General features: G+C 49.3%; 2 protein-coding genes. One reads left to right on the top strand and one right to left on the bottom strand.

All coding sequences use genetic code 11. The features are described from left to right. Nucleotides 1–2,537 (bottom strand): S8 family serine peptidase (locus QT990_RS35135; RefSeq protein ID WP_333466376.1); only part of this gene is annotated, 2,537 nt, incomplete at its 3' end. Nucleotides 2,538–3,328: 791 nt separating this feature from the next. Between QT990_RS35135 and QT990_RS35130 the strand changes: the two genes are divergently transcribed. Continuing rightward, nucleotides 3,329–6,142, top strand: a complete 2,814-nt coding sequence (locus tag QT990_RS35130; protein ID WP_333466375.1) for a chloride channel protein — start codon at nt 3,329–3,331, stop codon at nt 6,140–6,142. Nucleotides 6,143–6,256: the final 114 nt, after the last annotated feature.

Below are 6,256 nucleotides of genomic sequence, written 5' to 3'. Positions count from 1 at the left end.
GGAGTTGTCGGAGTTGTCGGAGTTGTCGGAGTTGTCGGAGTTGTCGGAGTTGTCGGAGTTGTCGGAGTTGTCGGAGTTGTCGGAGTTGTCGGAGTTGTCGGAGTTGTCGGAGTTGTCGGAGTTGTCGGAGTTGTCGGAGTTGTCGGAGTTGTCGGAGTTGTCGGAGTTGTCGGAGTTGTCGGAGTTGTCGGAGTTGTCGGAGTGAAAACCGAGGGAATGACACTACGAGGCAGGTTGCCGACGTTTTGGAAGTCGCCGCTCTCAGGCAAGTAAAAGTCTTCAATGGTCAAATCAAGTCTTGATTCTAGCTTGCCGTCGGCGTTGAGGTCGATCAGCAAATTGTTACCTATTCTGTCCATCCCGTTCTGCCCGTCTGCGGGGAGGGTGTTTGTCAGGGTGGCGTTGTTGAGGATTAAATTATTGGCGACACCACCAATATTTTTAATTTTGCTGCCTCTGGCTGTCCTGGCATCGAGGATGTAAGTAGTGTCTCCCGTGCTTCCCACTAGGGAGTCGCTACCGGGGATGAGGGTGTCGTCGCCATCAAAGCTGAAGCCGATGAGGGTGTCGCCGCTACCGGAGGCGACGAGGGTGTCGTTGCCGCGGCCGCCCCAGAGGGTGTTGGCTACTTCGTTGCCGACTATTGAGTCATCTCCTGCGCCAGCAAAGGCATTTTCGATGATGCTGCCGTCGGCGATGGTGAGGGTTTGAGCAACGAGTTTGTCGCCTGTAACTGTGCGGCCTGGTAGCCTACTTTCTCCTTTGGGCGCTAGGTCGATAATAACGTTGTCAGTGATGGCGGCAACGTTGATGATGTCGTTGCCTTTGTTTTCGGGGTCGGTGAGAGTTGCGCGATTGCTCTGATTTGGTTCTTTAATGGTACTCGCGAACTCGTTGGTATAGATGTAGGTGTTGTCGTCAATTAACTCGTCGCCGTACAGCCGTAAAGTTGCGCCTTTGAGTACGCCGGTATTTTTGCCGCTGGTGTCATTTTGACCGGTATTTTGGGGGTCGTTTTTATCGCTATTATCGGAAATGTTCAGCGTCCAATCGCCAAGGCCGGTTTCTCCCCAGTGGCGGGCGCTGCTGAAGGTGTAGTTAACGGTTGTGCCTTTGAAACCGTTGTCTTCTATTTTAGGGGCCTTGGTGTAGTAAGGGACACGATCGAGAATTATACTCTCGGTCTTATCGGGAGATGTCAGCTTGACTACTAAGTCTTGAAATTGACCGTGCTCGATATCCAAATCTAGTTCGATTTTGTCGATGTTGATGCCTGAACCGAACTTGAATATTCCAGTAATACCTTTGGAATCATTGTTGGGAATGTTTAACGGTGTTTTCTGATTTTCTGGCAGGGTCAAATTGGCAAGTTGAGATTCCTCAGTTTCCGCAGTTGCTGCTTTATCTTTGGCAGGTCCAGATCGAAATTGCCAAGTTTCAGCCAAACGCACTGCTGCTGTGGCATCGACTAATCCGAAGCCGTAGTCGTGATTGACGTGGAGCCCGCCGCCGTTCCAGTTTTTAGCGCCGTTAAATTTCCACGTGTCTTTACCGATGATTTGGTCAGCCTTGTCGTTATTCGGGTCATTTTTGCGGGCGGAGTAAGCGAGAATTTCCTGAACATCGCGGTAGCCGAGTTTGGGATTGGCTTGCAGGATTAAGGCTGCAACGCCGGAAACCATTGGCGCCGCTGCTGACGTGCCGTTAAACTGGTGGGTGTAGTTAATATTTTGAAAATTCGGCTCTTCCTCTGGGTTTTCGCCCTTCTCGCCCATACGATCGACGGTAGCGATACTGGCGGGTCGGTCGCCGAAGGCTGAGACTAAGAGTGGTGCACCCGGATTGCTGTATGGGGCAACAACTCCTTTATTGTCGATCGCTGCTACACCAATTACATAGCGGCTGTTCTCGTAATTGCCTGAGTTGAGATTTCTCCCCCGCTTTCCTGCTCCTTGCAGAGTGTCGTCTGGGTTAACGTGTTCACGCTCGTTTCCCCCGGACCAGGCAAATACTGTGCCCAACCCCCCGCGGCCGTTAGTGACTGCGTTTTCGATCGCTTTGCCGGGAGCGGGGTTCTCTTGGAAATTGCCGTCAATCAATTGAAAGTGGGTGTCACCACCCCAGCTATTGTTGGAAACGTCGAAATCTACTTGGCTTTGCAGGCTAGCGGTATCAGTGTTCTTCTGGAAACTCTTGATGCTCGCTACTCCGTAAGCAACGCCGACGGTGCCGACTTTATTTCTTTTTGCTGCAATAATGCCAGCTACAGGGGTGCCATGATTATTATTATCTGTCGCGTTCAAACCTGTGGCTGGTGGCAGGTCTTCGTGCTGAAGATCGACACCATCATCGACGACACCTACTTTGATGCCTTTGCCAGTATAGAACGGCCACAAAGGCAGTACATTCAGGTCAATACCGGGAGTGCCTGCGGCGGCAATATTATTTACTTTCTGTCCGGTGTTGAGCAGCCACCACTGATCTTGAAATAGGGGCTCTTTTTTTAAGTCTTTCAGCAATTCGGATGTATCAGTCATAACAAGGCTCTCTTGATAATTTTCTTAACTGCTTCTGAAAGCGATCGGGTCTGAGGAGAAGGCGATCGCATTTGCAATTAGATGAGATCGCCTTGTCCCCGCATCCCCCATAAGATAGATTTTATCCTATATCTGTGGCGATAGCTAAATTAATTCCCAGGAAATAAAATTTTCCTGTTACAGTTCACAAATATCCAACTGCATATAGAACCCAAGCGATCGCGGGTTGAGTTTCGCTATCTCTCTCTATTATCTCTGTCGGCGGCTGTTTGTAGAAGTCGGAAAAGTCGGATCTTCCAGTCGGATAAGTCGGAAAAGTCGGATCTTTGGCGATGAGAGCGGTTGAGGGTTGACTTTTGAGGGGTGTTGTGTAACAGGAATTGAATAGGGCAAAAGGGCGAAAGAATCCTCAGCAAAGTGAGTCTCAACAAATCAGGGAAGTAGTTCTTCCGTACTTGTTATGGTAAATGGACTGCTGTGAGATATTCGACTGCTAGGAGCGATCGCAAGATATCAAATGGGTTCTATAGTGCGTCTAAATCATTTGTAACAATATGTAGGGGTAGTGCTACCCCTACTCCCCGTGCCTACCCCTACCTTGGGGCAACCACGGGGGGATTGCCCCTACAAGAATTACACAAATGATTTAGGTTAGCTATATAAACCTATAGAATTAATCTGCGTTAATCTGCGTGAACCTCCGGTTAAAAATTAGTTATATTTTGCCAAGTCGAAGGATTTTTCGCTAAAGTGCGATCGAGCAGACAATTCTCAGGTCATCTACGCTATTTATGCCGTACATAACTATCCCTAAACAATTTAGGGAACCTTCCAGGGTCATCAAATCTCAACTTTTTTTACGACCAAAACGCCTAGCCATTTTTGAAGCTTGTCTGATCGGTTTAATTTCAGGACTCGCGGGGGTTTTGCTAAAGTCAGGAGTCGGATGGCTGGGCAGTTGGCGAGTTGCTACCTCGACATTAATCCCAGCTTGGATATTACTGCCCGCCGTCGGTTTATTCGGCGGGTTGCTGACAGGTTTCTTGGTTGAGCGTTTTGCTCCCGAAACTGCCGGCAGCGGCATTCCTCACGTCAAAGCTGCTCTCGGCGGCGTCAATCTTTCCTTAGATTTGCGAGTAGCTGTCGCCAAACTTCTGACGACTATTTTAGCAGTTGGTTCCGGTTTAACTTTAGGGAGGCAAGGCCCCACTGTGCAAATAGGAGCATCTTTGGCCGGCTGGATAGGTCACTTGATGCCTACTTCCCCAGACTACCGCCGACAATTGATTGCTTGCGGTGCTGCGGCAGGATTGGCTGCTGGTTTCAATGCTCCAATTGCAGGAGTTTTGTTTGTAGTTGAAGAACTCCTGCACGATGTTTCGGGATTGACTTTAGGGACTGCTATTATCGCTTCATTTATCGGTGCAGTTGTATCGCAGCTTTTGGGCGGTGATAGTTTAAATTTGAACCTTCGCGAGTACCAAAGCAGTTTTGAGGCTCAGGAAATTCCCTTCTACATAGTGCTAGGAATTTTAGCGGGATTGCTGGGAGCTTTGTTCACTAAAGGGATTATTGCTAGCTTGCAATTTAACAGGCGATCGCTCAAATTAGCTTTGCCCGTGCGAGTGGCTCTAGCTGGTATTATTTGCGGTTCAGTAATAGCTTTTCTCCCAGAAACTTTTCGCAACAATACGGGTTTGCGGGAGTTTCTGCTGACGGGTGAAGCAAGTGGCATAACGAGTTTAATTGCTTTTATAGCACACTTTTTTCTAACAATTATATCCGCTGCTTCTGGGGCTCCGGGAGGATTGTTTTCGCCTTCCCTAGTTATGGGTTCTGCACTCGGTCACATGGTGGGCATTGTGCAGGCAGATGTCCTGGGTATCGGTTCGCCAGTAACTTACGCTTTGGCGGGAATGGGAGCGTTTTTTTGCGCGGTTACTAGAGCGCCGATTACTGCGGTAGTAATTGTGTTTGAAATTACGGCGGATTTCAAATTAGTGCTGCCTTTGATGATCTGTTCTGTAGTTGCTTATTTAGTCGCGGAAAAGGTAGAAAGTGGCTCGCTGTACACTCGCCTTTTGGAGTTTAACGGCATTCAACTGACAAAGGCAAAAGCTGCGAGCAATACTTTGAGCGACTTGCACGCAGATGACGTGATGCAGCGCCGAGTTGAAACTCTTTCGAGTCTGCTGACTTTTGATGAAGTGATGCAGGCTTTTTCGCGATCGCACCACCGAGGATTTCCAGTAGTTGAAGATGGCAAATTAGTCGGAATTGTCAGTCAAACCGATTTGGCAAATGCCAGCGAGCGCAATTTGTCCGGCAACTCGCTGCTTAAAGAATTTATGACTGTACAGCCGATCGCAGTCAAAGCAAGGGATACTTTAAGCGAGGTATTGTACAGGCTCAACAACTACAATATCAGCCGTTTGCCAGTCGTAGAAGGTCGGCGTTTGGTGGGAATTATTACCCGCAGCGACATTATCCGAGTTGAATCCGATCGCCTCAGCGGAGAAACAACCCAGGGCCCGCATCCAGAACCTTCCTATGTTGTCTATCAAACCAGAGCTCCGCAAGTCGGAAACGGCCGGTTATTAGTGCCACTTTCCAACCCCCAAACAGCACCCGCTTTGCTGCGGCTGGCGGCGGCGATCGCGCGCGATCGCAATTACGAATTAGAATGCCTGCAAATCATCATAGTACCGCGCAACAGTTCCCCCTCAGAAAGCGCAGTGCGGACAACCAAAAGCCGCCGCCTGCTACAACAAGCCGAGCGAATAATTCGCAATTGGAACTTGCCGGTACACACTCAAATACGGGTAGCTCATGACGTGCCTCACGCGATTTTGGAGACAATAAAGGAGCGACATATCGATTCAATTTTGATGGGCTGGCAAGGCGAATTTTCCACAAAAGGACGCATTTTTGGCGATGTGGTGGATACCGTAATTCGGCAAGCAGGCTGCGAGGTTATTTTGGTAAAGTGGAGCGAAAAACTATTAGCAACACGCAAGAAAAATGAGTTTTCTGCCACTTTCAGCGGGCGCAAATATGCGTCTATAGAATGGGAGTTAAATCCCGAAAAAGTTGACGGCGCAGATAATCCCGCATTGGCCATATCCTTAGATTCATCAGCGACTCCAGAGACTGAACTTTCCCCGCCGAATTCAGACATTCCAGGGCCAGAATTGGGACTGCACACGCTGATGGGCTTGCACCGCTGGTTGGTGCCTATTCGCGGCAGTTACAAGCAAGCTGCGGCTTTGCGGCTGCTACCTGCTTTGGTGGCTGCGAGTGCTGTACCGGAGATTAAATTGTGTCAGGTTCACCAGCCTTCTGTTGCAGAACCCGATCGCGGAGAATTAAAGCAAGCGGCGGAGTTTATCAAGCGCCGGGTTAGCTGTTCGATAATAGCGACTTCGGTTTGCGCTAAATCGGTTTCTGATGCTTTAATTGATTTGGCTCAGAACGATCAGTGCGATGCGATCGTCCTGGGAGCGAGCCGCGAAGGGCTGCTGAAGCAGGTGATTCACGGGAATATCCCGGAAGCTGTGGCGCGCGGGTGCGACTGTACAGTCATTTTAGTGCGATCGGCCTCTTAGCTAACCAGACGGGAATCCCCCTTCTTCCTGACATCTGTTAAATCTCACATCTTGCACCATTCTCAAGAACAGGCAAGATGCCTGTTCCACAAGAAAATTCACTCTTTGTGGAAC

It is taken from the genome of Microcoleus sp. T3_B1 (genome assembly GCF_036700445.1).
In the GTDB taxonomy this organism is placed as follows: domain Bacteria; phylum Cyanobacteriota; class Cyanobacteriia; order Cyanobacteriales; family Microcoleaceae; genus Microcoleus.
This window is presented reverse-complemented; position numbering and strand designations above follow the sequence as displayed.